Raw genomic sequence first — 26,593 nt, 5'->3', positions numbered from 1 at the left:
AAGAACCCTTGATAGGGTTCTTTTTTAGGCTTTTTGAAGATCTTCAAAAAGTGAATAATAGAAGTTTGCACGTACACCATAATAATATGGGATTAACCAGATAAAACCAATGCCTAATGTTACTATACTTAATAAGAACCAACCAACGAAACTTATTTCTAAGACGAAGAAGTCCCATTTATGTCCATTCATTAGTTCACGACTTTTAGTAATACAGTCTAAAAAGCTAATATCAGTTTCACCATTATCAACTTTGGTTTTATAAACAAAGTAGGTTTGGGAATAGGCATAGGCTTTAATTATTCCAGGAATAATTAATAGTAGATACCATAAAATTATAAAGATTCCTTGGATGATAAAAAGTACCAAGGTGGAAACAAAGTATTTTTTGGTAAATGTTTGAATAGTCTCCACAAGAGGTTCGGATGGAGCTTGTTTGGTTCTAATCCAATCTAGGAAACCATAACTAACAGCTACTACAGCAAAGGTGGTAATGGCTGAAGTGAAAATGGATAGTAAGGTATGACCATTAAATAACATTCCAAAAGAAATATCATTAGATGAAGAAATTGAACTCCTTACAGAAATATTAAATAAGTAGTTTAGAAATAAAATAACGTATAAGGAAAGACAAAGTAGCATGGCCGTCTTCCAATTTCCTTTAAGCATCGACTTAACTTGCTCTTTTAAAACTCTTCTTTTTTCCGTATCCAATTTAATTCACCTTCTTTTTATTATCTAAGATATATAATAGCATATATAATTAATTAATTGATTTTGTAAGTTTTATAATTAATAGGTTATAATTTGTTCTAAAATATAAGTTTTAATGGTATACTTAAGTTTCTGAATATATACGAATGGGATGAAAAAATCATGGATAAAAATAATGAAAAATTACATGTAGCTTTATTGTTTGGTGGAGACTCATCAGAACACGATGTTTCAAAACGTTCTGCACATAATATTTATGATGCTATGGATAAAAGTAGATATGATGTTAGTCTATTTTTAATGACTAAGAATGGTATCTTCTTAGATAATGAAGCTTCAAAGCGCATCTTTGAAGGTGAAGCTGAAGATGATGTTGTGAAAGAAGAATTACCTAAGTTAGATATGAACGATCCATTAGCTCCAATTGCTAACTTATCAAAAACTAAGAATATTGATGTCTTTTTCCCAATTATTCACGGTAACTTAGGTGAAGATGGAACTATTCAAGGTTTATTACGCCTATTAAATAAACCATTTATTGGCAGTGCTGTGTTAGGATCAGCTATGTCATTTGACAAGGATACTACAAAACGTATGTTAACTTTGGCAGGAATTCGTAATACTCGTTATGAATTATTAACTCCTCAGACTGCTGAAGCTTTCAGTTATGATCAATTATCTAAAGAATTAAGTTCAATTCTTTTTGTAAAGCCAGCTAACCAAGGATCTTCAGTTGGAATTCATAAAGTTGAAAACAAAGAAGAATTTGATGAAGCATTAAAAGATGCCTTTAGATATGATGATAAAGTATTAGTTGAAGAAGCTATTAATGGTCCTGAAGAATTAGAAATTTCAATTTTAGGTAATGAACATCCAATTGCCTCACACGTTGGATCAATCAAAGTACCTGCTGAAGATGCTTTCTACACTTATGACAACAAGTTTGTTGATGCTAGTAAGGTAGAATTTGATATCCCTGTTGATATTCCTGAATCATTAGCTGATGAAATTACTAAGATGGGATTAGATACCTTCAAAACTTTAGGATTAAAAGGACTATCAAGAATTGACTTCTTAGTATCTAAAGAAGGGGTTCCATATGTTGGTGAAGTTAATACCTTACCTGGATTTACTAACATTAGTCTATATCCACAACTTTGGGAAGCCACTGGTATTCCTTATACCGAATTAATTGATCGTTTAATTCAATTAGCTATTAGTGAATATGATCACCAATCAAATATTTTACATGACTTTAAATCTTTAGATCCTAAAGACCAAGAACTATAATAAAAAGGCCGCTTTTAGCGGTCTTTTTATTTTGGGTATTGAAATCTTAATTAATATAGTTTATGATAGGCTAGTTATATTATTAACAATGAATCGAAATATAAGGAAGGTAATAAATGAATACTATATCAGGTAAGGCAATTTATCAGGCTAGAACAAAGAAGAATATTTCACAAAAGGAACTTGCTAAAGGCATTTGTACGCAAGCTACGATCAGTGTCATTGAAAATCAAAATATTTGTTCCAGCTTTAAATTAATTAGTGAAATTTGTTATCGATTAAATTTAGATTTACGTGATGTTATTCTAGCTAATAAGTATGCTGATAAGATGTTTGTTAAAATTGAAACGGAAATAAGAAATCACGATTATAATGCTGCTCAAATTGAATTTAAACACATCCAAGAGCACAGATTGGAAGATGAGGTTTCTAAAGTTCGTTATTATAGTTATGGTGGGGTAGTCTTCTTATTAAATAAAAATTATGATGAGGCACTATACTATTTAAATAGCGCTTTACAACAATCTGGTGATTATATAGGGATGGATTTATATCGAGCTATTGCCACTCTGGGATTAGGTTGGTGTTATAAAAAATCTGGGTATACTTCTAAAGCAGATAGTCGCTCATTAAAATATGTTAATGATGCAGTAGATATTATTAAGCAATATGACGTTAATTCAAATCGAGAACTAGAAATTGCAGCAATAATTTACTTCTCCATATCAAAATATTATCTTGAAATAGATAAGCCACAAAAGGCTTTGAAAATAATTGATAAGATCATTAAAGCTCTTGTTAGTAAAAAATATATGTATAAATTAGATGAGCTTTTAAAATTAAAAGCCCAAGCTTTAAAGGTTATGGGTAAATATGAATTGAGTTACGGCAATGAATTATTTTCACTTTGTATGGGGAATTTACATAGTTACGATCAAGTCTTTGATAATGAACGCTTGCTAGAGTTTTTAAATAAAATAAAAGATCTGTAAATAAAAAAGGCCCTCTTAATGAGGACCTTTTTATTTATCATTATTGTTATTGTTTTTAATATAATTGTTGTTTAGATCAGTTCTAACTACCAAGACATCACAAGCAGCACTACGAGTAACGTATTCAGTAACTGAACCGATTAAAATACGTTCTACAGCATTTAAACCAGTAGCACCGATAATAATTAAATCGATTTTTAGATCAGTTGGCATGTCTTTAGAAATAATGGTTTTAGGTGATCCATATTCAATTGAATAATTAACACTATCTAATCCAGCCTCTTTAGCTTCTTGAAGATACTTATCAAGAGTTTCTTTAGCAGTTTTGGTTACTTGTTCAACCATGGAAGTATCAAAACTAGAGATATTTTGGAAAGATCTAGTATCTATTACATGTACTAGGTGTAGTGATGCCTGATTCCTAAGTGCAATTGAAACAGCTTTTTTAAAAGCTAATTCAGATTCATAAGAACCATCAACAGCTACTAATATTTGATGATATTGTTGTAACATATACCTCACCCCTAAAGTTATTTATTCTAATTGTAATATAACTAAATTAAAAATCAAATATTAATTATTTAAATATCATGGTCGTCAATAAATATTGTATCGAAGTAAGTGCAACTGTAGAAACTAATAAATAAACTGCAATAAAAATGATACTTTGAATAATTAATGAAGCAATACCAATAATTCCGATAAATAATAGAATGCTGCCACTAATTTTTAAGATTTTAGCTAATCTATCTGATTTGGTTGGATCTAAATTAAAAAAGGGCTTGTTACGGTGGTTGATGAGATATCCACCCACAAATAAATTAATTATTATTGCAATAATTATTAAAATATTAACTAACATGCTTTTCTCCATTAAGATTTATTTTGTAAGTTTTTAAGATTATTATAACGTTCTTTAAGGGCTTTTTCATAGCTACTATTTTCTTTAGGCTGATAATAGCTAACATTTTTTAGTTTACTAGGTAGATATAATTGTTTAACCCAGTCGTTAGGAAAATCATGTGGGTATTTATAATCAATCCCGTGCCCTAGTTGCTTAGCACCACTATAGTGAGCATCTTTAAGGTAGTTAGGAATATCACCGTAGCTGCCTTTTTTTATGTCACTTAGGGCTTTATCTATGGCGGTAATTCCTGAATTAGATTTTGGGCTTAGGCATAACTCGATAATAATATCAGCTAATGGAATTCTGGCTTCCGGTAAGCCGACTTGTTTAGCGGCGTCAACCGCAGCCATAGTTCGCTGGCAAATATTAGGATTTGCTAAGCCGATATCTTCATATGCAATCACAATTAAACGTCTAATTAACGAATTTAAGTCACCAGATTCAATCAAACGAGCAGCATAGTGGAGGGCAGCATCTGTATCAGATCCTCGAATTGATTTCTGTAATGCAGAAATTACATTATAGTGAGCATCACCATCTTTATCCTGAGTTAAAGCTTTCCGTTGAATACATTCTTCAATGATGGATAAAGTAATCTTAATTTGACCATCAACTTCCGGCGTGGATTTAACAGCGAGTTCTAGACCATTAAGTGCTGATCGTAAATCACCATTAGTAGCGTGAGATAAAAAATTAAGTGCTTCGGGAGTGATTTCGACTGGATAGTTACCTAATCCTTTGGTTTTATCATTTAAAGAACGCTGAATGGCTGATTTAATGTCATCAGCATCCAATGGATAGACTTGAAAAATATCTGTACGACTACGAATTGCGGGACTAATGTTAATGTATGGATTCTCAGTAGTAGCTCCAATTAAGATGATTGATCCATTTTCCAAAAGCGGAAGTAAAAAATCTTGTTTAGTTTTGTCTAACCGATGAATTTCATCTAAGAGCAAAACTACTGTACCACTTAATTTAGCTTCTTCAGCAACGATCTGAAGATCTTTTTTACTATCAGTAGCCGCATTTAATATTCTAAATGCAAATTTGGTCGAGCCAGCAATTGCACTAGCAATACTAGTTTTACCCGTGCCAGGGGGTCCATATAAGATCATTGATGATAACATATGAGCCTTAACCATTCGGTCAATAATTTTTCCATTACCCACTAAATCTTGTTGACCAACCACTTCTGATAAATTAGTTGGTCGCATACGAAAAGCTAGGGGTTCATTTTTGGCCATAAAAACCTCCTCTATTGATTTTCAATATCAATATCATTTTGATTAATGGCGGTATTGCTTGCGTAAACCAAGCCATAATTATTATCTCTAATTCCAAATAATTTGTCGGTCTTAATTATAAATTTTACATTATATTTAGTAGCTAATTTAATGTATGGAGATAAAAAAGAGTGGCTTAAGTTGCCATTTAAAATGATTTGTCCGGTATTATTTGATTTTAAAATATCTTCAAATTTATCAATATATTTTTTAGATTGTAAGTCGGCAACGTTAATTGCCGTAATTATTCTTTCTCTAAAAGTACCTAGATATTTTCTTTGTTCATCAGGATTAATCATGTTGTTGTTTGAGATTGAATGATCAATGCGTTGTTGTAAATCGTTATTGTTATCCATATTAAATTCCTCCGTAATTAAATATTAATATTTTAATTACATTATCTAAGATTTTTAAGTATAAAAAAAGCATTTTGCAATTGCAAAATGCTTTTCAAATAAATTAAAGTTTGTTGTAGTATTCAACGATAAGTGAGTTATCAATATCTGCATCAAGTTCATCACGTTGAGGTAGGCGAACAAGTGAACCTTCTAGCTTATCAGCATCGAAAGTAACATATTGTGGACGACCAACAACTGCTTCAACAGCATCTTTGATTACTTGTAGATTTTTTGATTTGTCACGGACACTAATTACTTGACCAACTTTAACTTCGTATGATGGAATATCAACACGTTTACCGTCAACGGTAATGTGTCCATGGTTAACTAATTGTCTTGCTTGACGACGAGTAGTAGCTAAACCTAAACGGTAAACCATGTTATCTAAACGTTGTTCAAGTAAAACCATGAAGTTGTCACCATGTTTACCTTCGCGAATTTTACCTGCGCGAGTAAAAGTATTTGCAAATTGGCGTTCGCTTAAACCATACATGAAACGTAGTTTTTGTTTTTCACGAAGTTGTACACCGTATTCTGATAATTTTTGACGACGACCTTGACCATGATCACCAGGAGCATAAGGACGACGAGCAAGTTCTTTACCAGTACCTGAAAGTGAAATTCCTAAACGACGTGAAAGTCTCCAACTTGGACCTGTATATCTTGACATAAAATGATTCCTCCAATTGTTTTTTGGAGTAAAATAATCCAAGTGCATGCTTAGTATTCGTGCATATAACTTTGCTATTTTCACTTAAGCAGCCGTTAAGTTACTAATAGAACCATTGAGGCAATCATATGTTGACGAGCTTACCGCATACTGCTACATTATTTTACACAAATTGTATTTTATAAATATTATGTAGCTTTGTCAATGGCAATTGATTGTTATGTAATTTTTAAATTTTGATAATTGTTTGTTGAGTTTTAATAAATTAACTGGTATGACTTACTTACTATGATATAATTCAAATTGTTATACATATCGAATAAATAATTTATTTAAACATTTTGTGAGGGATGGGACTATTGATGTTAAATGTTTTTTTAGGAATTATAGCAATTGCTGGAATTGTATATTTATGCATAATTTTTTGGCAAAAGTATACAGTCAAACAAGCAAATAAACTTTATGAAAGTAAACACGAATTAGGAAGCATTCCTTTAAACGATGAATTTAAGCTTGCCAACGATCTTAGACTAACTGGTGAATCTAAGCAAAAATATGATAATCTATTATCTGAATATGAAAATCTAAGAGGTGTAACCTTTCCAGATATTGAAGAAGGAATTAAATTAGTCAACGAAGATGGTAAAGGAATTAACTTTATTAAGACTAGACGAGACTTAAACTTAGTACATAATATGATGGAAGACGCTGATTTAAGTATTAAAGAGATTCAAGCTAATCTTGCACAACTACATGAATTGAATAAGCAGCATCATTTGTTAGTTAAAGATTTAGAGATAGAGTATGAAAATCTTAAGTCAGAAATCTCTGAGCACAAAGAAGAAATTTTACCGAGCTTTGATGCGATTCAATTAAAAATGGATGAAGCTAATAAAACTTTCTTAGAATTTTCAACCTTAACTGAAAATGGGGACCACGATAAAGCAGAAAAAGTTTTAGGAACACTAAATAACGAAATTATTGATATCAAAAATGATATGAAAAATATTCCTTCAGCCTATGATAAATTAAAAAATGTTTTTCCAGTTCAAATCGATGAACTCAAAAAAGGATATAATTTTAGTGTAAATCAAAAGATCAACTTTAAAGATGATAACTTTAATGGAAGAATTAACAATTTAAATGAATTAATTAACCAAAGTTATGAAGCACTCTCACAATTGGATTTAGAAACTAGTCAAAGTATTAATACCAAAATTGCTACAATTGTAGATGAGATGTATGCACGAATTGAAAAAGAATATTCGGCACAAAAACGAGTTGAAAAAAATACTAAAAAAATTGATGAATATCTTGAATTTATTAGAAAGCAAAATGTTAGTTTGACTAGAACCTTAACCAAAATGAATTCTAACTACGTTTTAGATCATTCTGAAACGGAAAATAATCGTCAAATTACAGAACAAATTAAAAATATTGCTAAGACTGTTAATGACGATAAAGGTGCTATGAAAGATGGCGATGCAATTTATTCATTAATTGATGAACAACAATCTAAGACCATCAAAACTCTAAAACAAATTAAAGATACTCAAGATGAACTTTATAATTCATTAATTGAATTACCATCTAAAGAGCAAAATGCCACTCAAGCATTAAAAGAATTTGATTTAGAAATGAGAAATTGCAAACGACATTTGGATAGTCTTAACTTACCTGGCATGCCTAATGATTATACTGAACAATTTAATGGAGTAATTAAAGAGATTACTAAATTAGATACTGCTATGAATTTACCTAAAATTAATATTGACGAAATTTCAAAGCAGCTAATCATTATTCAATCAGACATGGATAATTTAAATGAGTATACGGATAAATTAACTGACAATGCAATTTTAGCCGAACAGGCATTGCAATTTTCAAACCGATTTGTTCATTCTAGTGAAACCATTGCAACTGCTCGAATAAAGGCTAAAGAATATTTTGATAAAAAATTTGAATATTCAAAGAGTTTAACTGTAATTGCGACAGCTCTTGAAAATGAACAAAGTGGCTCATTTCAAAAAATAGAAAATGAGTATTTTGCTAAAAAAAATAATCCTAATAAATTAGAAGAAATTAATAAAAAGGCTGATTAAATTTTAATCAGCCTTTTTATTTTTATGAAATTGGTGTATTATTTATTTTTATATAAATTATTGGAGTCGAACCAATTAATTTGTAAGAGGGTATATAATGATTTATTTCGATAATAGTGCCACAACTAAGGCTTGGCCAGAAGTTATTGATACTTATGCCAAGGTTAGTGAAAATGTATGGGGAAATCCTTCAAGTCTTCATAAATTCGGTGATAAATCTTTTCAGTTGTTAGAACAGTCAAGAAAGCAAATTGCTAATTTACTGGCTGTTAATCCTGATGAGATTTATTTTACCAGTGGAGGCACTGAGGGTGATAATTGGGTTATCAAGGGAACTGCAATTGAAAAAAGTGCATATGGGAAGCATTTAATAACATCGGAAGTTGAACATCCGGCAGTTAGAAACTCTATGGAACAATTGGAAAAGTTAGGTTTTGAAATTACCTACTTACCAGTTGATGAAAATGGGCAAGTACAAATCGAAGATTTAAAAGCAGCTCTAAGACCCGATACTATTTTAGTGTCAATTATGGCTGTTAATAACGAAATTGGAACCATTCAACCAATTAATGAAATCGCTGAAGTTTTAAAAGCATATCCTAAAATTCAGTTTCATGTTGATGCAGTTCAAGGAATTGCAAAAAACATTTGGAGTCAAATTTTTAATGAACGAGTTGATTTTGCAACTTTTTCAGGACACAAATTTCACGCTCCTAGAGGAACCGGATTTATATATGCGAAGCGAGGTAGAAAGCTAGCTCCGCTATTGACAGGTGGAGGTCAAGAAAAAAATCAGCGTAGTGGAACCGAAAATGTTCCAGCAATTGCTGCAATGGCTAAAGCTTTAAGAATGGTTTTAGAACAAGAAAATCAAACTAGTTTGAATGAACGAAATATTAAAAATAAAATTATTGATCATGTTAAACAATTTGATAAAGTAGTTATTTTTTCAAAAGATAATGAAAAATTTGCGCCGCATATTTTATGTTTTGCAATTCAAGGGGTTCGTGGTGAAACCATCGTGCATGCCTTTGAAGAGTATGACATATATATTTCAACAACTAGTGCTTGCTCTTCTAAGAAAAAGATGGCTTCTAGTACGTTGAAGGCTATGCAAGTTCCTGATAGTATTTCAACCAGTGCAATTCGAATTTCATTAGGTGAAGAAAATACTATGCAAGAAGCTGATAAATTTATTGAAGCGTTTGATAATTTGTATCAAGAATTTGATAGATTAAGTTAAGGAGATTTTATGAAGTATACCGAAATTATGGTTCGTTATGGTGAATTATCAACCAAGGGTAAAAATCGCAAAGATTTTATTAATCGCTTGGGAGATAACGTTCGTCAAGCACTTTATGGCATTGATGGATTAAAAATTATCGTTAACCGTGATCGCATGCATGTTAGACTAAATGGCGGTCAAGATGATGATAAAGTTATAAATATTTTACAAGGTGTTTTTGGCATTGAAAATCTTTCTCCATCAGTTAGAGTAGAAAAAAATGTCGAAGATATGCAACAAATGGCAGTTAAAATGATTTTAGATCAGTATGTAACTGGTAAGACCTTTAAAATCACTACTAAAAGACAGGATAAAGAATTCGAATTTAAAACCTTTGAAGTTAATAATTTAATCGGAGATGCTGTTTTAGAAGCAATTCCAGGAATTAAAGTGGATGTTAAAAATCCAGATATTGAATTACGAGTTGAAATTCGATCAAATGGAATCTACCTATCTTCAGAAACTATTAAGGGAGCTGGGGGCTTTCCAGTTGGAACTGGTGGCCGAGCTACTATGATGCTTTCTGGAGGAATTGATTCACCTGTAGCTGCTTATATGGGAATGCGACGTGGTGTTAAATTAGATATGATTCATTTCTATAGCCCACCTTATACTAGTGAACAAGCTTTGGCTAAAGCTAAGCAACTAACCTCTGTATTAGCACAATTTTCGGGTAATATTAGATTTATCCAAGTACCGTTCACTAAGATTCAGGAAGAAATTAAAGAAAAAGTTCCTGAAGGTTATTTAATGACGGTACAAAGAAGAATGATGTTAAAGATTGCTTCAATGATCACTGAAGAATCTGGCAGAAATGGTATTTTCAACGGAGAGGCTTTAGGCCAAGTAGCATCACAAACATTGGAAAGTATGCGAGCAATTAACGATGTTACAACGATGCCAGTTTTACGACCATTATTATCAATGGATAAAACAGAAATTATTAAAATTGCTGAAAAAATTGGTACTTATGATCTTTCAATATTACCATTTGAAGATTGTTGTACTATTTTTACACCACCAGCTCCTAAAACTAAGCCAAATCTTGAAAAAACTCGTCAATTTGAAAAAAATATTGATGTAGAAAGTTTAGCAAGAGAAGCAATTGATAATATCCAAATTACAACTATTCATGCAAATGAAGATTACATGAATGAAAACGAAGAAATTTTTGCTGAATTACTTTAGTTTCTAGATTTAATTGACAGTAAGCGGATAATTAGATACCATAATTAACGTTAATACGAAATTAAGACCAGGTAAGTAAAATTAAATATGTTTTCAGAAAAAAAGTTGATTGCTGTGAGACTTTTAACAGTTTAATTTGAAAGTAAGCTTGCGAGTTTCATTTCTAATTTATTAATTAGACGGAGATCAAGCCGTTATTTTTGATTCAAGTGGGAATAATAATTTATTCCAATTTAGGTGGTACCGCGAAGCACTTCGTCCTATTTTATTAGGAGAAGTGCTTTTTATTTTAAAAAAATATTAAAGGAGTAATTGTATGGCATCTAATAAAGAAATGTCTAAAAAGTACAATCCTAGCGAAGTTGAGGAAGGCCAATATCAAACTTGGCTAGAAGAAGGAGTATTTAAACCTAGTGGTGATAAGAAAGCAAAACCATTTTCGATTGTTTTACCACCACCCAATGTTACTGGTAAATTGCATTTAGGTCACGCTTGGGATACTACTCTTCAAGATATGATCATTCGTCAAAAACGTATGCAAGGTTTTGATACCTTATGGTTACCAGGAATGGACCACGCCGGTATAGCAACCCAAGCAAAAGTTGAGGCTAAGTTACGCGAAGAAGGAATTAGTCGATACGATCTAGGAAGAGATAAATTTATTGATCAAGTTTGGGAATGGAAAGATAGTTTTGCAGATACTATTCATAAACAATGGGCAAAATTAGGACTTTCATTAGACTATGATCGTGAAAGATTTACGTTAGATGAAGGCTTATCAGAAGCTGTAACTAAGGTCTTTGTTGATCTATATAATAAGGGCTTAATTTACCGTGGAGAATACATTATCAATTGGGATCCACAAGCTAGAACAGCCTTGTCAGATATTGAAGTAATTCATGAAGATGATAAGGGAGCCTTTTATCACGTTAAATATCCATTAGCTGACGGTGTAACTTACAACGGAAAAGACTATATTGAAATTGCTACTACTAGACCTGAAACTATGATGGGGGATGTAGCGATTGCGGTTAGTCCCAGTGACGAAAGATATAAAGATCTAGTTGGAAAAGAAGTCATTGTACCGTTAGTTAATCGTAAGGTTCCTATTATTGCTGATCAATATGTGGATCCAGAATTTGGTACTGGAATGGTTAAAATTACTCCTGCTCATGATCCTAACGATTTCTTAGTGGGTAATCGTCATAACTTAGAACGAATTAATACAATGAATGAAGATGCCACTATGAATGAAAATGCTGGTAAATATAATGGTATGGATCGTTTTGAAGCTAGAAAAGCAATTGTTAATGATTTAGAAGAATTGGGCTTAATGCTAAAAATTGATCCAATTGTACATTCAGTTGGACATTCTGAACGAACTGGGGTACAGGTTGAATCCCGTTTATCAACACAATGGTTTGTTAAAATGAAACCTTTAGCAGAAATGGCATTAAATAACCAAAAAACTGATGATCGAGTAAATTTTGTTCCTGAACGATTTGAAAACACCTTTACTCATTGGATGGATAATGTACATGATTGGGTTATTTCTAGACAATTATGGTGGGGACATCGAATTCCTGCTTGGTATCATAAAGAAACTGGCGAAATTTACGTTGGAGCAGAAGCCCCTAAAGATATTGAAAATTGGGAACAAGATAATGATGTGTTAGATACTTGGTTCTCATCTGGATTATGGCCATTTTCAACAATGGGTTGGCCTAATGAAGAAGCTGAAGATTATAAACGTTATTTCCCAACTAATACGTTAGTTACGGGATATGATATCTTATTCTTCTGGGTATCTAGAATGATCTTCCAAAGTTTAGAATTTACTAACGAACGTCCATTTAAAGATGTTTTATTACATGGTCTAATTCGTGACGAACAAGGACGTAAAATGTCTAAGTCATTAGGTAATGGAATTGATCCGATGGATGTTATTGATAAATACGGTTCAGATGCTTTGCGTTGGTTCTTATCTAATGGAACTACTCCTGGTCAAGATTTGAGATTCTCATATGACAAGATGGATTCAGCATGGAACTTTATTAATAAAATCTGGAATGCCAGTCGATATGTAATTATGAATTTAAATGATATTGACACCCCTAAATTGCCGGACCAAAGTGAATGGCAATTGGCAGATCAATGGATTATGAGTCGCTTAAATGAAGTTATCGGACATGTCACTCGTGAATTTGATAAATACAATTTTGGTGAAGCTGGTCGTGCTCTCTATGAATTCATTTGGAATGATTTCTGTGATTGGTACATTGAAATGAGTAAAGAAGCTTTAAGTAGTGATGATGATCAATTACGTTCTAATACTCAAAATATTTTGGCTTATGTATTAGACCAAACACTAAGATTATTACATCCAATTATGCCATTTGTAACTGAAAATATTTGGCAAACTATGCCACATGATGGTAATTCGTTAGTAACTGCTAAATATCCAGAAGTTAATGATGAATTTAATAATCCTAAAGCAGAAGCTAATATGGCATCCTTAATTGACTTAATTAAAGCAGTTCGTAATATTCGTTCAGAAGCTAATGCACCATTGTCATCTGCTGTCGATATTTTAATTAAGACTGATAATGTTGATTTGAAAGCAATTTTTGAGGAAAATAAAGAATATATCGATCGCTTCTTGCATGCTAAGAATTTAGAAATTGGTAATGATTTAGATATTCCTAACTTATCAATGTCTGCAGTTATTACTGATGCTACTGTATTTATTCCGTTAGAAGAATTGATTAGTTTAGATGAAGAAGTTAGTCGTTTAGAAAAAGAGATTAAGAAGTTTGAATCTGAAGTAGAACGCACTAATAAAAAACTATCTAATGAAAAATTTGTAAGTAATGCTCCAGAATCAGTTGTTAATGAAGAAAAAGAAAAACAAGCTGATTATCAAAACAAATTAAAAGCTGCTCAAGAACGTTTAGTTGAAATTAAGAACCAATTAAATAGCTAAAATGGAAGTCTCTAATCTATAATGGTTAGAGACTTTTATATTGGAGGAAATATATGAATTATTTTGAAGCGATTAATTTTATTCATAGCCGACCAAGATTAAAAAAGAAACCAACTTTAGATCGAATGCGGGAATTATTATCAAATTTAGAAAATCCGCAAAATAATTTACCAACCGTTCACATTGCCGGTACTAATGGTAAAGGATCCACTTTGGCATATCTAAGGAACTTATTACAAATTAGCGGTAAAACGGTTGGAAGTTTTACTTCGCCATTTATGATTTCATTCAATGAACGGATTAGTGTAAATGGAATCCCCATAACTAATGACGAATTATTGAAAGTTTTTAAAATAGTTTATCCAGTAGTTCTTAAAATGGATGAAAATCAAAATGGCCCGACAGAATTTGAAATGATTACAGCCATGATGCTGGTTTATTTCAAAAATCATCCGGTAGATATTGTGTTAGTAGAGGTAGGAATTGGTGGAAAATATGATTCAACTAATGTCATCAATCCATTACTCTCGATAATTACGACAATTGGCTTTGACCACATGGCTATTTTAGGGGACACCTTAGAGAAAATCGCATTCCAAAAGGCGGGAATCATCAAAGAAAATGTTCCGATAGTGGTAGGAAATGTAGCGAAAGATCCTTTAAAAGTGATTAGTCAGCAAGCAACATTACTAAATAGTCCCATGCATTATTTAAATCGAGATTTTAAAGTTAATTACCATAACATGAATAATTGGAAAATTAAGTTTGATTTTAAAAATTCTAATTTAACGATTAAAGATTTAGAAAGTACGTTAATTGGAAAGTATCAAGCTGAAAATGCTGGGGTAGCTATTGAAGCTTATTTAATATTAATGGAGCAATTTAAGCAAAAAGTTAATACTTCAGATATTTTAAAAGGCATTGAACATACTACCTGGATGGGAAGATTTGAATTATTATCTAAAAATCCCAACGTCTTTATTGATGGAGCACATAATGAACCAGCAATCAAGGAGATTTCTGAATTTATTACCAATAATTCGGATTTTAGAACTGGTAAGCTATATATTATTGTTGCCATTTTGGCCGATAAAGAAGCCGAAACAATGTTATCGACGCTTAGCAATATCAATGATGCCCAAATAATTTTAACTAGGTTTAAACAGCCAACTAATCGTGAAATATTTGATGTTGGTTTGATTAAACACCATAAGAATTTTATAAATTTAAAAGTAATTGATAACTGGAAGGTTGCAATTAATCAAATATTTGGAATAATGGACAAGGAAGATAGTTTAATAATTACTGGTTCTTTATATTTTATTTCTGATGTTAGAAATTATATTAAGGAAAAATTTAATTATAGATAATATTAATTTAATATGAATTATTTATTAATTTGATATGATATACTTGAAGTATTAAATATACGATAAAACTAACTAAAATACATAGTTAAAGTGAAGGGATGAATAACTTGTTTGGATTAGGAACTAAAAACATTGGTATTGACCTTGGTACAGCCAACACCATTGTTTACGTTGACGGAAAAGGAATTGTACTTCGTGAACCATCCGTAGTCTCAAAATCTACTAAAAATGGTGAAATCATTGCTGTTGGTGAAGAGGCTCGCGATATGATTGGTAGAACACCAAGTAGTATTGAAATTGTTCGACCAATGAAAGATGGGGTAATTGCTGATTATGATACTACAGTAGCTATGTTGAAATACTTCATTGGAAAAGCTCTGGGTCATTCATCAGGTAAACCATATGTTATGGTATGTGTTCCAACTGGAATCACAGCTGTTGAAAAACGTGCTGTAATTGATGCCACAAAAGTTGCCGGTGCAAGGGATGCTTATGTGATTGAAGAACCATTTGCTGCAGCAATTGGTGCTGGTTTACCAGTAATGGATCCCACTGGTAGCATGGTAGTTGATATAGGTGGGGGTACTACTGATGTTGCTACTATTTCACTTGGTGGTATTGTTTCTAGCCGTTCAGTAAGAATTGCTGGTGATAAATTAAATGAGTTTATTTATCAATATGTACGCCAAAAATATAATCTTTTAATTGGTGAAAGAACAGCCGAACAATTGAAATGGGATATTGGAACTGCTTCACCTGAAGTGGCTGAATCAATTAATTCAGTACCAGTTCGAGGTCGTGACTTGGTAACTGGTTTACCAAAATCAGTTGACGTAACCGCAGTTGATATTAATACTGCAATCGGTGAAGGAATTCAAGAAATCATTTCAACTATTAAAGAAACCCTAGAAGAAACATCACCAGAGATTGCTGCTGATGTAATTGATCATGGTATTGTTTTAACTGGTGGTGGTGCATTATTGCGTAATTTAGCTGATGTTATTGCTGACGCAACTCAAGTTCCAGTTTCAATTGCTAAAGATCCCTTAGACTGTGTGGCAGTTGGTACTGGTGAATCATTAAAGAGTATTGATATAATTAAGAAAAAACAATAATTATTCGGGGATTTAATAGATCCCCGTTTATTTATTAACGAATAATAAGTGGAGGCAATTATGCAAAAATTTTTCTCCAACCGAAAATTAGTAATTTTTATTGTTTGTTTAATTATTAGTTTTGGGTTAATAACATTATCAGTTTCTGTTAGAAATAAGCGAAATACTCCACCAGTAGTCCAACAATTTGGAAATGACGTAGTAGGTTTTGCTAATCGTGTCGTTTCTGTACCTGTAAATGGTATCAGTGGTGGCTTTTCTTCAATAAAAAATTTGCTAAATACCTATGAAGAAAATGAATATCTAAAATCTCGTGTAGATGAGCTGGCCCAAACCCAAGTTAGAGAACAATCTTTAGAAAATGAAAATCAACAACTAAAACGCCAACTAAAGATCGGTAGTACTTTAACGGGATATAGTAAAATCAACGCAGCAGTTATTACTAGAACTCCTTCATCTTGGTCAAGTCAAATTATTATCAACAAGGGGCAAACTAGTGGTGTTAAAAAGAACATGCCAGTAACTGCTGATAAAGGTTTAATTGGTACGGTTTCAGAAGTTAATAAAACTAACAGTAAAGTGGTTTTAATTTCGAATATTTCATCAGACTCTAATCGTTTTGCGGTACAAATAATTAACAGCGCAGGCGGAGTTACTAACGGAATAATTAATGCTTATGAAGCAAATACTAACCAAATTGTTATGGGAAATATAACTTCTAAGTCAAAAATTAAAAAAGGCGACAAAGTTTCAACCAGTGGACTGGGCGGTATTTTACCTAAGGGAATCTATGTTGGAAAAGTTAGCAAGGTTGCTAAAGATGACTACGGTTTAGCTAAGAAAATATATATCACTCCTGCAGCTAATCTAAATGATTTAGAAGCAGTTTCGGTAGCTGTTAAAAATGGTAAAGAAGGTGATTAATTGCAACGCAGTGGATCAGAAAAAAAAGTTTTTTTTATTGGCTTATTTATATCTTTTTTTCTAGATGGTTCAATTAGTCAAATGTTTGCATCATCTTTATATCATTTTCCGTATGCAATGGTTCCATATCTAACAGTTTTATGGTTGGTTTTGGGATTTATGTTTTCAACTACTAAAATTAATTATGTTTTATGGGCAATAGTTATTGGGTTTATTTTTGATCTATACTACACTGGTATATTGGGAATTTTTGTATTCATATTTCCATTAACGATTATGTTAACAAGATTGTTATATCAAATTTTAACTCCAAGCTTTTTTAGTAGTTTTTTAATTTATTTTATTGATGTAGCATTTGTTGCCGGACTAAGTTATGTTGTAATGTCAATGATTGGTCAAACCCAGGTTACCTTTAGCAACTTCTTAGTAAACACCTTAGCACCAACATTAGCTCTCAATTTAATATTATTATTAATACTATATTTTCCTATTTCTGGGCTATATAATCGTTTTAGATAGGAATTTTAAAGGGGATTAAATCGATGCAAGATGCTGCTGTTTTAAAAGGTACCAATGATGGATATGAATTGGTTTTAGATGAACGTGCTAGTATGAATGAAATCTTTAGTTCATTATCAAAATTACTTGATAAGCTCAAAACTCAAACGGCTTCTGTTTCTCCAAAAGCGATTAAGTTTGATGTTTTAACTGGTAATCGACTATTAACTTCAGAAGATCGAAAAAAATTAGAGGAAATTTTTTCTAATTATGAATATTTTTCAATTCATAAAGTGTTGTCAGAAGTTATTTCTAATGAACGAGCTGAAAAAATTCGACAACAAGAAAATGTTCATGTAGTTGATCGTATAATTCGTAATGGTCAAGACGTTCATCTTGAAGGCGATGTAATATTTTTAGGAACGGTTCATCAAGGTGGTAAACTTTTTGTAAGTGGTAATTTATATGTTATGGGAAATGTACATGGAATTGTCCAAGCGGGCTATCCGAATATAGAAACAAAATTAATTATTGGTGATTTACATAACGCACAACAGGTTCGAATTGGGGAACAATTTGAAATATTAGACGATGTTTCTGAAAATAACCTAACTAGAGAATCAGTAGTTTATGTTAATGATCTCCATGTTATAGATTATGGAAAAATTGAAGATTTAAAACGTATTAATCCAAAATTCTTCAATATGGTTGGAGGAGTAATCAATGGGTAAAGCATATGTAGTTACATCGGGAAAAGGTGGAGTTGGTAAAACCACAACTACTGCCAATCTAGGCACTGCCTTAGCAATGATGGGTAAAAAAGTTTGTTTAATGGATTTGGATATTGGTTTAAGAAATCTAGATGTTGTTTTAGGACTAGATAATAGAATTATGTATGATATCGTTGATGTGGCTAATGATCGAGCTAAATTATCACAAGCGCTAGTTAAAGATAAACGTTTTGATGATAAACTCTATTTATTACCAGCCGCACAAAATACTGATAAGAGTGCATTAAATGAAGATCAAGTTTTAAAGATCGTTAATGATTTAAAACCCAATTTTGATTATATATTTATAGATTGTCCAGCCGGTATTGAACAAGGTTTTATGAATGCAATTGTCGGTGCTGATAGTGCGATTATTGTTACTACTCCAGAAATTTCTGCGGTTAGAGATGCTGATCGAGTAGTTGGTTTACTTGAAAGAAATCCACTTCAAGAAGAGCCTCATTTAATCATTAATCGAATTAGAAGACACATGATGCAAGATGGTTCTATGATGGATGTTGATGAAATTACGCATCACTTAGGAGTAGAATTATTAGGAATTATTTTTGATGATGACGCTGTAATATCTACTTCTAACCATGGAGAACCGATTGTTTTAGATCCTGATAATCCAGCTGGTCAAGGATATCGTGACGTGGCAAGAAGATTAGAAGGCGAATCAGTACCTTTAATGAAAATTGAACAGGAAATCCATAAGTCATTTTGGAAACGAGTTTCTAGTTGGTTTAAAAAAGACTAACTTGACGTTCAATTAAGATTGATTTAATATAGTTAATATTAATTTAATATTAGAACGACATTGAGTAGAACTAGGTTATTAATTAATTTAAGAGAGTCTCGACTGGTGGAATGAGATAATTAATGATAACCTTTCACGTCTATGAGTCATTTTCCTGAATGAATTTAGTAGGGAAAATCGTTAAACACGTTATTGTTGAAGTTTAGAAATAAACTCATAAGGACTGTAGTGATACAGTTGAATTTGAGGTGGAACCACGATAAAATCGTCCTCTTAAGCTATTGGCTTAAGAGGACTTTTTTATTTCTAAACTTTTTGAGGTAATTAATTGCGAAGTTAATTACAAATTGAGGTGGAACCGCGACCAAATCGTCCTCTTAAGTTCATTGAAGAACTTAAGGGGATTTTTTTATGGAGGAAAAAATGCTTAATTATATTCAACAAATTTTACCCGCCTTATTAGGAGGGACTAAAGTAACTTTATCGATCTTTGCTATAACACTAATTATTGCAATTCCATTGGGGATTTTATTAGGAGTAACCTTAACTAGCAAATTTAAGCCTATTAAATGGCTACTAAATACTTATATTTTGATTATGCGCGGAACCCCGTTGCTTTTACAATTAATATTTATATTTTATGGTCTTCCTTTATTAGGAATTGTTTTTTCCAGATACAATGCAGCATTGATAGCATTTATATTGAATTATGCTGCTTATTTTAGTGAGATATTTAGAGGTGGATTTCAATCTATTCCTAAGGGACAGATTGAAAGTGCCAAATTATTACGATTGAGTAAATGGCAAACTTTAAGATATGTATTAGCTCCTCAAGTATTTAAAATTGTTTTACCATCAGTTGGTAATGAAACAATTAATTTAATTAAAGATTCATCATTAGTTTATGTTATCGGAATTGGTGATTTACTTAGAGCTGGTAATGTGGCTACGGCTAGAGATGTTACTTTACTACCATTAATTTTAGTTGGAATAATTTACCTAATATTAACGGCCATAACAACCTATATTTTAAAGGCTATTGAAAAAAGAACCAATGTTTGGCGTTAAAGCTAAAGGAGAAGTAGGATGCTAGAAATTAAAAATTTAACCAAAAAATTTGGTAATAAAACAATTATTAATTCTTTATCAATTAAAATTCCAACTGGCCAAATTTTAGCAATTGTTGGACCGTCTGGAGCTGGAAAAACTACCTTGCTAAGATGCATTATAGGACTAGAAAATGTTGACTCAGGAGAATTTTTTTGGAATGGTCATCAATTTGATCCCACTAATTCAGATCCCAAAAATTCAATTGTCGGTGCAGTTTTTCAAAATTATCAGTTATTTCCTAATTTAACGGTTATGGAAAATATTATTTTAGCTCCTGTAAAAGTTAAAGGAGTGGCAACTAAACTTGCCAAAGATGAAGCACAAAAGATGCTGGATCAATTAGATTTAAGTGGTAAAGAAAATCTTTATCCGTATCAATTGTCTGGAGGCCAACAACAACGAGTTGCGATCGTTAGGGCTTTAGCGATGAATCCCAAAATATTATGTTACGATGAGCCAACTTCTGCCTTGGATCCAGATTTAAGAAAAGAAGTTGCTAAATTAATTTTAAATCTAAAAAAAGATGCAGTAACGCAAATTGTGATCACTCATGATATGGAATTTGCTGAAAATGTCGCAGATGAGATATTAAAAGTGACACCAATCAAATAAATAGGTGATTTTATGATGAAAAAATTAAATTTAGTAACTTTAGTAATTCTGATTTTTACATTAACTTTAAGTGGATGTCGGATTAAAGATCGTAAAGATTTAAAACAGGATCCAAACACATGGTCTAAAATAATGAAAAATAAAAAAGTAGTTATTGGTATTGATGATTCATTTGTGCCAATGGATTTTCAAACGAAAAGTGGAAAAATCGTTGGTTATGATGTGGACTTAGCACGAGCCGTATTTCAACAGTATGGAGTTACTGTTGAATTTCAACCAATTGACTGGTCAATGAATACTACTGAATTAAATAATGGAACGATTGACCTAATTTGGAATGGCTTTACAATTAATGAACAAAGAGAAAAATCAATGCTATTTAGTAAACCATATTTAAAAAATGGACAAGTTTTGGTAAGTAAAACTGATCAAAAAATTACCAATCCACAAAAAATGAATAATCGAGTTTTAGGAGTTCAAACTGGCTCAGCGGGGTCTATGGACCTAGACAAGCATCCAAAAGTTTTAAAAAAATATATAAAAGATAATAATCCTATTATGTATGACACTTTTACAGATGCATTTATTGATCTAAATGCTAACCGAATTCAAGGACTGCTAATTGATCAAGTGTATGCCAATTACTATATTAATAAAATGCAAGCAAAATATATTAAATATAATGTGACGCCAGTTAATTATCCGAGTGAATTTTATGGGGTCGGTATGAAGAAAAATGATACTAAATTAAAAAATAAAATTGATTTTGGCATTAATAAATTAGCGAAAAATGGAGAATTAGCCAAAATCAATCGTAAATGGTTGGGACAAAAAAATGACTAAACGTAAGTTTAGTCATTTTTATATTGTAGTTTTAATTTATTTATTCTAGTATGGTATTTATTAGATTAAGGGAGATAGAAATGCATTATTCAATTCAAGAAGGTGTTGACTTAGATGTCATTAACACCAAAAAATTTAAAAATTCAATTATTGTTATTAACTTTACCGCTCCATTAAACAGTGAAAACTTTGCCTATAAGTCATTATTGGCGGAAATGTTAGAAAATAGTTCACAAAAATATAATAGTGAATTAAAGATATCTAGAGAACTATCAAAAATGTTCGGAGCTAATTATGGGGTTAGTGTATTTAAATATGGTAACCAGCACGTCCTCCAAATTAAAATTTCGTTTCCAAATGATGCATTTATACCCGGTAAAACTGAATTATTCCATCAAATAATACTATTTTTAAAGGAAGTAATTGAAAAACCATTAGTTGAAGATGCACATTTTCAAAATGATTTTTTTAAGCTTCATCAGAAAAATATGATTAATTATGTAAATTCAATTATTGAAAATAAAGAATATTATTCAAAAATCAAGTTACAAAGTTTATTTTATGACCATGATGATCCACAAGGTCAATACATTTTGGGAACTAGTTCTCAATTGGCTAGTGTAGATGCCAATAGTCTATATGAATTTTACAGACAAATGATTTCTCAAGAACAGGTTAATATTTTGGTTGCCGGTAATTTTAATTCGGAAATTATTTTAGATGAAATCAAAAATTTTGATTTTATTACACAACGACAGGTTCAAAAATATCCCATTCCAAGTATTCCTAATGATAAAACTGAAGTTAGCCGTCTTGAAGAAGAATTTGTAGGATCACAGTCGGTAATTAACTTAGGATACTATTTACCCGTGTATTATGGTGATGCCAATTATTTTGCAGCAACTATTTTTAATCAATTGTTTGGTGGCACTGGTCAATCGATGCTTTTTACTAATGTAAGAGAAAAATCGGGATTAGCATACGATATTCATAGTGGTTATAGTTCGCTAACTGGGATGATTAATGTACAAGCTGGGGTAGAATTATCCAAAGTAGATCAAGCAATTCAGGAAATTGAGGATCAACTTAGATTAATTCAAGCCGGTCAATTTGATATAAAATTGATTGACAATATCAAAAATGCAATGATTAATCATCACTTTGCCGAAAATGATTATTTAAGAACAATTGTTGATCGTGAGTATATTCAATCCGTGCTAAAAATTTCTTGGAATGATGAGGAATGGATCGAAGGTATTAATCGAGTTAGCAAAGAAGATGTAGTTAAAGTCGCTAATCAGATGAAATTACGAGCAATTTATCTTTGTAAAGAAAAGTAGGTATAAGTTAATGAAAAAAATTAATTATAATAATTTTAAAGAGACACTTTATTGGGAAAAATTACCAAACGGCTTATCAGTTTATCTTTTACCAATGAAAGATTATAAAAAAACTTATGCCGTTTTAAGTACTAATTTTGGCTCAGTGGATACTTCATTTAATGTTAATGGCAAATTAATTCAGCAGCCAGCGGGAATCGCACATTTTTTAGAACATAAACTATTTGATAAGCAAAATTATGATGTATTTGAACTATTTAATAAAACTGGTGCCAGTGCTAATGCTTTTACTAGTTTTACTAAGACCAGTTATTTATTTTCTACAACTATGAAAGTTAGAGAAAATCTAGATATCTTATTAGATTTTGTCCAACAACCATATTTTACAGATGCCAAAGTAGAAAAAGAAAAACATATTATTAAACAAGAGATTAATATGTATAAAAACGATCCGGATAATCAATTGTATTTTGAAACAATTGCTCAAATGTATCCGGACTCTGCCATGGCTAAAGATATTGCCGGATCAGTTGAATCGATTAATCAAATAACGGTAAATGATTTAAATACTGCTTACGATACTTTTTATCAGCCCAATAATATGAGTTTATTTGTGGTTGGAAATATTGATCAAGACGAAACTCTAGAGTGGGTTATTGAAAACCAAAATAGTAAAAAATTTAACGAAGAAATTAAATTTAAACGTAATATCAATCTACCAAAAAGTGAGGGAACTCATAAAGAATTTTTAGATTTCGATGTTGTTCGCCCCAAGGTAGCTATTGGAATCCGTGGTAACGATTTGGTTCCATCAGGTGATGAAAAAATTAAATATGAAATTGCTATTTCACTATTTTTTGACCTTTTCTTCAGTGAGAATGCAGATACTTATAATGATTTATTTAAAAATGGCATTATTGATGACTCATTTTCAACTGAATTTGATAATCAGCGAGCATATCACTTTGCTATGATAGCTAGTGATACAGACGATGCCGATAAATTTATTTCATCACTAGACAGTGTGTTAAATAAAATGTTAATAAATCTAGATGGTTTAGAAGATGAGTTTATTTTACAAAAAAATGAACAACTTGGAAGCTACATTGCCATGATGGATTCTCAAGAAGCAGTTGCTAATCAATTTGATCCATTTGATGAAGTTTTTAATACGGTTTATGATGAGGTAAGAATTTTAGATGAATTAACTTTTGACGATTTAAAGAAATATAGTCATGCATTTATGGAAAATGCGAGTTTTCAAGTCAAAGTTATAAATAATTAAACATCTTATAATTTTTTTATAATATTTATACTATTGCCTTATGATATACTTAATTTTGAACGAATTTAACGAGTATGGAGAGAGTTATATGAGCGAAAATGAAAATATTACAATTGGACAAAAATTAAAAAAAGTTAGGAATGAAAAGGGTTATTCCTTGGATGATTTACAAAAATCAACCAAAATTCAAAAGCGTTATTTAATTGCCATTGAAGATAATGATTTTGATGCTCTCCCCGGTGAATTTTATGTACGGGCATTTGTTAAACAGTATGCAGATTCTGTAGGTCTTGATGGTAATGAGTTATTAAAAGAATATCAACACAATTTACCCAATACGGAAGATCCTGACTACATCGAACGAACTACTGAGCCTAATTCAGAAACTCGTTCGGAACAAAGAAAAGTAGAAGTACATAATGAAAAAATCCGCCATTACTTACCAATCGTGTTAGTTTCTGTTGTAATTTTAGCAATTTTAATTGCTATTTGGGTGGCTGCAGCCAAAAATACCCATAAATCAACTAAAACAGAAATTAATACTGAAAGAGTAACGGTTTCTAGTGATAAAGATGACAATAAGGATAATATAAAAGTAAAAACTAGTGACGATGAAAATAAAACTAGCAATACTAAGAAATCCGATGATAAGAAGAAAAACGATAAACCAGCTTCCAAAGAAGTTAGCTTTAAACAAAGTGCGGCTTCAGGAAGTAATCTTACTTACAGTGTTAGTCATGCTAAAAGCAAAAATCTAACTATTTCAGCAACTAATAGTGCTTGGACATCTGTTAGTGTTAACGGCACTACTACTTGGCAGGCATCTCAAACTAAAGGACAAAAGAAAGTAGTTAAAATTCCTGCAAGCAGTAAAACAGTAAGTGTTAACATGGGAAACGCAATAGCAACTAATATTTCAATTGATGGTAAGAAGATCAAATTAGCTAAACCCCAAAGTGGTAGTAGTTCTCAAGTTAGGGTTGTAACCTTAAACTTTAAATAGTATTTTAGGAGGTCACGATGAATTTACCAAATAAATTAACTGTTTTTCGAATAATTTTAATTCCATTTTTTATATTAATTTTATCAGTGCCAACTGCATTAGGTAGTGTAGAATTTGGTGGAATTACAGTCTCCGTAGTAAGAATAATTGCTACAATTATTTTTATAATTGCATCATTAACTGACTTTTTAGATGGTCAAATCGCTCGTCGAGGACATTTTATAACTAATTTTGGTAAGTTTGCCGATCCACTAGCTGATAAAATGTTAGTAATGACAGCCTTTATTTTCTTAGTATCAATGGGAGTAGTTCCGGCCTGGGTTGCTTCAATTATTGTTTGTAGAGAATTAGCTGTTACGGGACTACGACTCTTAATCGTTGAAAATGATGGTAAAGTTTTGGCAGCTGCGTGGCCAGGTAAAATTAAAACTACCACGCAAATGCTATCGATTATTTTATTATTATTAAATAATCCTTACTTTAATTTAATAAATATTCCAATGGGTCAAATTTTATTGTATGTATGTTTATTCTTTACAATTTATTCAGGAATTGACTATTTTATTAAAAATCGTTCAATTTTTTCAGATTCATTTTAATTATTAAGAAGATAATTGGTTAAGTTATCTTCTTTTTTTCGTACTTAAAATTTGAAAGGAGAAAATAATCTTGAATTTGTCAATGAATGTAGTACAGTTACTTACTAATAAAAAATTAACGATTACAGCTGCTGAAAGTTTAACCGGAGGTGCTTTTCAAACCGCAATTACCAGTGTATCGGGAGCATCTAAAATTTTTTATGGTGGCTATGTGACCTACTCTAATGAAGCTAAGCACGAATTATTAAAAATTGATAATCAAATAATTAATAAATATGGTGTAGTTAGTAAAGAGATTGCTATGGAGATGGCTAAAAATACCATGAATTTAATGAAAACAGATTTATCAATTTCATTTACCGGGGTGGCCGGACCAGAATCTTTAGAAGGAAATCCTCCAGGAACTGTATGGATTGGCTTGGCTTATAAAGAATTGTTAATAGCTAATTGTTATCATTTTATTGGTAATCGGGAGCAAGTTAGAAAGCAGTCTGTCGATACGGGAATGCAATTAATTATAAAAACTTTAAGGGAACAATAGTTCTCATT

Annotated in this window: 26 protein-coding genes and 2 other annotated features; of the genes, 20 read left to right on the top strand and 6 right to left on the bottom strand. The window is 31.4% G+C overall.

The genetic code is table 11. The features are described from left to right. Positions 1-24: 24 nt before the first annotated feature. Positions 25-714 (bottom strand): DUF975 family protein, encoded by a 690-nt coding sequence (locus LHL71_RS04130; RefSeq protein ID WP_227360562.1) that lies wholly within the window; start codon positions 712-714, stop codon positions 25-27. Between the two features lie 162 nt (positions 715-876). Here LHL71_RS04130 and LHL71_RS04125 point away from each other — a divergent pair, with 162 nt between their 5' ends. Then, positions 877-2,004, top strand: a complete 1,128-nt coding sequence (locus LHL71_RS04125; protein ID WP_227360561.1) for a D-alanine--D-alanine ligase family protein — start codon at positions 877-879, stop codon at positions 2,002-2,004. A gap of 116 nt (positions 2,005-2,120) precedes the next feature. Beyond that, a complete protein-coding gene (locus tag LHL71_RS04120) occupies positions 2,121-2,996 on the top strand; it encodes a helix-turn-helix transcriptional regulator (protein ID WP_227360560.1) in 876 nt (291 codons plus the stop codon). A gap of 30 nt (positions 2,997-3,026) precedes the next feature. Here the strand turns inward: LHL71_RS04120 and LHL71_RS04115 are convergent, their stop codons facing one another. The 5 genes from LHL71_RS04115 to rpsD all read right to left on the bottom strand — a co-directional run bounded on the left by LHL71_RS04115 (position 3,027) and on the right by rpsD (position 6,257). Continuing rightward, a complete protein-coding gene (locus LHL71_RS04115; RefSeq protein ID WP_227360559.1) occupies positions 3,027-3,509 on the bottom strand; it encodes a universal stress protein in 483 nt (160 codons plus the stop codon). Positions 3,510-3,573: 64 nt separating this feature from the next. Then, on the bottom strand, positions 3,574-3,858 hold the full coding sequence (locus tag LHL71_RS04110; RefSeq protein ID WP_227360558.1) for a hypothetical protein: 285 nt from the start codon (positions 3,856-3,858) through the stop codon (positions 3,574-3,576). A gap of 11 nt (positions 3,859-3,869) precedes the next feature. Next, positions 3,870-5,150 (bottom strand): replication-associated recombination protein A, encoded by a 1,281-nt coding sequence (locus tag LHL71_RS04105; protein ID WP_227360557.1) that lies wholly within the window; start codon positions 5,148-5,150, stop codon positions 3,870-3,872. A gap of 11 nt (positions 5,151-5,161) precedes the next feature. Then, entirely contained in the window at positions 5,162-5,545 is a 384-nt protein-coding gene (locus LHL71_RS04100; RefSeq protein WP_227360556.1) for a YueI family protein, read from the bottom strand. A gap of 103 nt (positions 5,546-5,648) precedes the next feature. After that, the gene (rpsD, locus tag LHL71_RS04095; RefSeq protein ID WP_227360555.1) at positions 5,649-6,257 is read right to left on the bottom strand and encodes a 30S ribosomal protein S4; all 609 of its coding nucleotides are present in this window, start codon (positions 6,255-6,257) and stop codon (positions 5,649-5,651) included. 362 nt (positions 6,258-6,619) lie between these two features. Here rpsD and LHL71_RS04090 point away from each other — a divergent pair, with 362 nt between their 5' ends. The 18 genes from LHL71_RS04090 to LHL71_RS04005 all read left to right on the top strand — a co-directional run bounded on the left by LHL71_RS04090 (position 6,620) and on the right by LHL71_RS04005 (position 26,585). Next, the gene (locus LHL71_RS04090) at positions 6,620-8,359 is read left to right on the top strand and encodes a septation ring formation regulator EzrA (RefSeq protein ID WP_227360554.1); all 1,740 of its coding nucleotides are present in this window, start codon (positions 6,620-6,622) and stop codon (positions 8,357-8,359) included. Between the two features lie 97 nt (positions 8,360-8,456). After that, positions 8,457-9,602 carry a cysteine desulfurase family protein gene (locus LHL71_RS04085; protein ID WP_227360553.1) on the top strand — a complete coding sequence of 382 codons (1,146 nt, stop codon included), beginning with the start codon at positions 8,457-8,459 and terminating at the stop codon, positions 9,600-9,602. A gap of 9 nt (positions 9,603-9,611) precedes the next feature. Beyond that, entirely contained in the window at positions 9,612-10,832 is a 1,221-nt protein-coding gene (thiI, locus tag LHL71_RS04080) for a tRNA uracil 4-sulfurtransferase ThiI (RefSeq protein ID WP_227360552.1), read from the top strand. Positions 10,833-10,886: 54 nt separating this feature from the next. After that, positions 10,887-11,098 (top strand) — a binding site (T-box leader). Positions 11,099-11,148: 50 nt separating this feature from the next. After that, positions 11,149-13,815, top strand: a complete 2,667-nt coding sequence (locus LHL71_RS04075) for a valine--tRNA ligase (RefSeq protein WP_227360551.1) — start codon at positions 11,149-11,151, stop codon at positions 13,813-13,815. Positions 13,816-13,868: 53 nt separating this feature from the next. Beyond that, entirely contained in the window at positions 13,869-15,185 is a 1,317-nt protein-coding gene (locus LHL71_RS04070; protein WP_227360550.1) for a bifunctional folylpolyglutamate synthase/dihydrofolate synthase, read from the top strand. Positions 15,186-15,283: 98 nt separating this feature from the next. Continuing rightward, positions 15,284-16,300 carry a rod shape-determining protein gene (locus tag LHL71_RS04065; protein WP_227360549.1) on the top strand — a complete coding sequence of 339 codons (1,017 nt, stop codon included), beginning with the start codon at positions 15,284-15,286 and terminating at the stop codon, positions 16,298-16,300. A 60-nt stretch (positions 16,301-16,360) separates the two neighbouring features. Further along, entirely contained in the window at positions 16,361-17,224 is an 864-nt protein-coding gene (mreC, locus tag LHL71_RS04060; RefSeq protein WP_227360548.1) for a rod shape-determining protein MreC, read from the top strand. Continuing rightward, on the top strand, positions 17,225-17,743 hold the full coding sequence (gene mreD, locus LHL71_RS04055) for a rod shape-determining protein MreD (RefSeq protein ID WP_227360547.1): 519 nt from the start codon (positions 17,225-17,227) through the stop codon (positions 17,741-17,743). Between the two features lie 23 nt (positions 17,744-17,766). Further along, a complete protein-coding gene (locus tag LHL71_RS04050) occupies positions 17,767-18,453 on the top strand; it encodes a septum site-determining protein MinC (RefSeq protein WP_227360546.1) in 687 nt (228 codons plus the stop codon). Further along, entirely contained in the window at positions 18,446-19,252 is an 807-nt protein-coding gene (gene minD, locus LHL71_RS04045; protein ID WP_227360545.1) for a septum site-determining protein MinD, read from the top strand. Before LHL71_RS04050 ends, minD begins: the two co-directional genes overlap by 8 nt. A 51-nt stretch (positions 19,253-19,303) precedes the next feature. After that, positions 19,304-19,528 (top strand) — a binding site (T-box leader). Between the two features lie 147 nt (positions 19,529-19,675). Continuing rightward, the gene (locus LHL71_RS04040) at positions 19,676-20,320 is read left to right on the top strand and encodes an amino acid ABC transporter permease (RefSeq protein ID WP_227360544.1); all 645 of its coding nucleotides are present in this window, start codon (positions 19,676-19,678) and stop codon (positions 20,318-20,320) included. An 18-nt stretch (positions 20,321-20,338) separates the two neighbouring features. After that, entirely contained in the window at positions 20,339-20,974 is a 636-nt protein-coding gene (locus tag LHL71_RS04035) for an amino acid ABC transporter ATP-binding protein (protein ID WP_227360543.1), read from the top strand. A 12-nt stretch (positions 20,975-20,986) separates the two neighbouring features. Beyond that, on the top strand, positions 20,987-21,817 hold the full coding sequence (locus LHL71_RS04030; RefSeq protein ID WP_227360542.1) for an amino acid ABC transporter substrate-binding protein: 831 nt from the start codon (positions 20,987-20,989) through the stop codon (positions 21,815-21,817). A gap of 80 nt (positions 21,818-21,897) precedes the next feature. Further along, a complete protein-coding gene (yfmF, locus tag LHL71_RS04025) occupies positions 21,898-23,157 on the top strand; it encodes an EF-P 5-aminopentanol modification-associated protein YfmF (protein WP_227360541.1) in 1,260 nt (419 codons plus the stop codon). A 10-nt stretch (positions 23,158-23,167) separates the two neighbouring features. Further along, positions 23,168-24,442, top strand: a complete 1,275-nt coding sequence (yfmH, locus tag LHL71_RS04020) for an EF-P 5-aminopentanol modification-associated protein YfmH (protein ID WP_227360540.1) — start codon at positions 23,168-23,170, stop codon at positions 24,440-24,442. Positions 24,443-24,530: 88 nt separating this feature from the next. After that, positions 24,531-25,445 (top strand): helix-turn-helix domain-containing protein, encoded by a 915-nt coding sequence (locus LHL71_RS04015; RefSeq protein WP_227360539.1) that lies wholly within the window; start codon positions 24,531-24,533, stop codon positions 25,443-25,445. A gap of 17 nt (positions 25,446-25,462) precedes the next feature. After that, the gene (gene pgsA / locus LHL71_RS04010) at positions 25,463-26,044 is read left to right on the top strand and encodes a CDP-diacylglycerol--glycerol-3-phosphate 3-phosphatidyltransferase (RefSeq protein ID WP_227360538.1); all 582 of its coding nucleotides are present in this window, start codon (positions 25,463-25,465) and stop codon (positions 26,042-26,044) included. Positions 26,045-26,114: 70 nt separating this feature from the next. Continuing rightward, positions 26,115-26,585, top strand: coding sequence for a CinA family protein (locus LHL71_RS04005; protein ID WP_227360537.1), 471 nt, complete (start codon positions 26,115-26,117; stop codon positions 26,583-26,585). Positions 26,586-26,593 lie beyond the last annotated feature (8 nt).

The sequence above is a fragment of the Lentilactobacillus laojiaonis genome, from assembly GCF_020616595.1.
Taxonomy (GTDB): Bacteria; Bacillota; Bacilli; order Lactobacillales; family Lactobacillaceae; genus Lentilactobacillus; species Lentilactobacillus laojiaonis.
The sequence above is the reverse complement of the archived record's forward strand: the minus strand, read 5'-3'. Positions and strand labels throughout refer to the sequence as shown.

Bases quoted from the DNA above. Each gene is read 5' to 3' on its own strand.
- LHL71_RS04030 (WP_227360542.1), top strand. From the start codon at position 20,987: ATGATGAAAAAATTAAATTTAGTAACTTTAGTAATTCTGATTTTTACA.
- LHL71_RS04050 (WP_227360546.1), top strand. From the start codon at position 17,767: ATGCAAGATGCTGCTGTTTTAAAAGGTACCAATGATGGATATGAATTG.
- LHL71_RS04040 (WP_227360544.1), top strand. From the start codon at position 19,676: ATGCTTAATTATATTCAACAAATTTTACCCGCCTTATTAGGAGGGACT.
- LHL71_RS04120 (WP_227360560.1), top strand. From the start codon at position 2,121: ATGAATACTATATCAGGTAAGGCAATTTATCAGGCTAGAACAAAGAAG.
- LHL71_RS04115 (WP_227360559.1), bottom strand. From the start codon at position 3,509: ATGTTACAACAATATCATCAAATATTAGTAGCTGTTGATGGTTCTTAT.
- LHL71_RS04070 (WP_227360550.1), top strand. From the start codon at position 13,869: ATGAATTATTTTGAAGCGATTAATTTTATTCATAGCCGACCAAGATTA.
- LHL71_RS04065 (WP_227360549.1), top strand. From the start codon at position 15,284: ATGAATAACTTGTTTGGATTAGGAACTAAAAACATTGGTATTGACCTT.
- LHL71_RS04085 (WP_227360553.1), top strand. From the start codon at position 8,457: ATGATTTATTTCGATAATAGTGCCACAACTAAGGCTTGGCCAGAAGTT.
- LHL71_RS04125 (WP_227360561.1), top strand. From the start codon at position 877: ATGGATAAAAATAATGAAAAATTACATGTAGCTTTATTGTTTGGTGGA.
- LHL71_RS04015 (WP_227360539.1), top strand. From the start codon at position 24,531: ATGAGCGAAAATGAAAATATTACAATTGGACAAAAATTAAAAAAAGTT.
- pgsA (WP_227360538.1), top strand. From the start codon at position 25,463: ATGAATTTACCAAATAAATTAACTGTTTTTCGAATAATTTTAATTCCA.
- thiI (WP_227360552.1), top strand. From the start codon at position 9,612: ATGAAGTATACCGAAATTATGGTTCGTTATGGTGAATTATCAACCAAG.
- mreC (WP_227360548.1), top strand. From the start codon at position 16,361: ATGCAAAAATTTTTCTCCAACCGAAAATTAGTAATTTTTATTGTTTGT.
- minD (WP_227360545.1), top strand. From the start codon at position 18,446: ATGGGTAAAGCATATGTAGTTACATCGGGAAAAGGTGGAGTTGGTAAA.
- LHL71_RS04110 (WP_227360558.1), bottom strand. From the start codon at position 3,858: ATGTTAGTTAATATTTTAATAATTATTGCAATAATAATTAATTTATTT.
- yfmF (WP_227360541.1), top strand. From the start codon at position 21,898: ATGCATTATTCAATTCAAGAAGGTGTTGACTTAGATGTCATTAACACC.
- LHL71_RS04035 (WP_227360543.1), top strand. From the start codon at position 20,339: ATGCTAGAAATTAAAAATTTAACCAAAAAATTTGGTAATAAAACAATT.
- LHL71_RS04075 (WP_227360551.1), top strand. From the start codon at position 11,149: ATGGCATCTAATAAAGAAATGTCTAAAAAGTACAATCCTAGCGAAGTT.
- rpsD (WP_227360555.1), bottom strand. From the start codon at position 6,257: ATGTCAAGATATACAGGTCCAAGTTGGAGACTTTCACGTCGTTTAGGA.
- yfmH (WP_227360540.1), top strand. From the start codon at position 23,168: ATGAAAAAAATTAATTATAATAATTTTAAAGAGACACTTTATTGGGAA.
- LHL71_RS04090 (WP_227360554.1), top strand. From the start codon at position 6,620: ATGTTAAATGTTTTTTTAGGAATTATAGCAATTGCTGGAATTGTATAT.
- LHL71_RS04105 (WP_227360557.1), bottom strand. From the start codon at position 5,150: ATGGCCAAAAATGAACCCCTAGCTTTTCGTATGCGACCAACTAATTTA.
- LHL71_RS04100 (WP_227360556.1), bottom strand. From the start codon at position 5,545: ATGGATAACAATAACGATTTACAACAACGCATTGATCATTCAATCTCA.